This is a genomic window from Aquabacterium sp. UBA2148 (genome assembly GCF_002328915.1).
In the GTDB taxonomy this organism is placed as follows: domain Bacteria; phylum Pseudomonadota; class Gammaproteobacteria; order Burkholderiales; family Burkholderiaceae_C; genus Aquabacterium; species Aquabacterium parvum.
In genome coordinates, this window is sequence record NZ_DCXA01000016.1 from 7,621 (window position 1) to 8,059 (window position 439).

General features: G+C 65.1%; 1 protein-coding gene. It reads left to right on the top strand.

All coding sequences use genetic code 11. The annotated features are described in order from the left end of the window. The coding region (locus B2W70_RS00695; RefSeq protein ID WP_414631012.1) for a TerC family protein at window positions 1-399 on the top strand (399 nt) is incomplete at its 5' end. Window positions 400-439 lie beyond the last annotated feature (40 nt).

A 439-nucleotide genomic window follows, 5' to 3' on the forward strand; every position in this document is an offset into this window, starting at 1 on the left:
ACCGACCCCGCCACCATCAAGGCCGCCGGCACGCGCCTGTTCTGGGGAATCATCGGCCAGATCGCCATCATCGACATTGTTTTCTCGCTCGACTCCGTCATCACCGCCGTCGGCATGGTGGATCAGATCGGTGTCATGGTGGCTGCGGTCATCACCTCGGTCGCCGTGATGCTGTTCGCGGCCAAACCCATCGGTGAATTCGTCGACGCACACCCGTCGGTCAAGGTGCTGGCGCTGGCCTTCTTGGTGATGGTCGGCATGGCCCTGACGGCCGAAGCCTTCGAGGCCCACGTGCCCAAGGGCTACATCTACGCCGCGATGAGCTTCTCACTGGTCGTGGAAGCGCTCAACATCCGGGCTCGCAAGAAGCGCCTGGCGGCGGCCGCCTCGTCCCGCTGAGCCAAGCACCGAGCAGGCAAGGGCCTGCCGCCACAAGGCC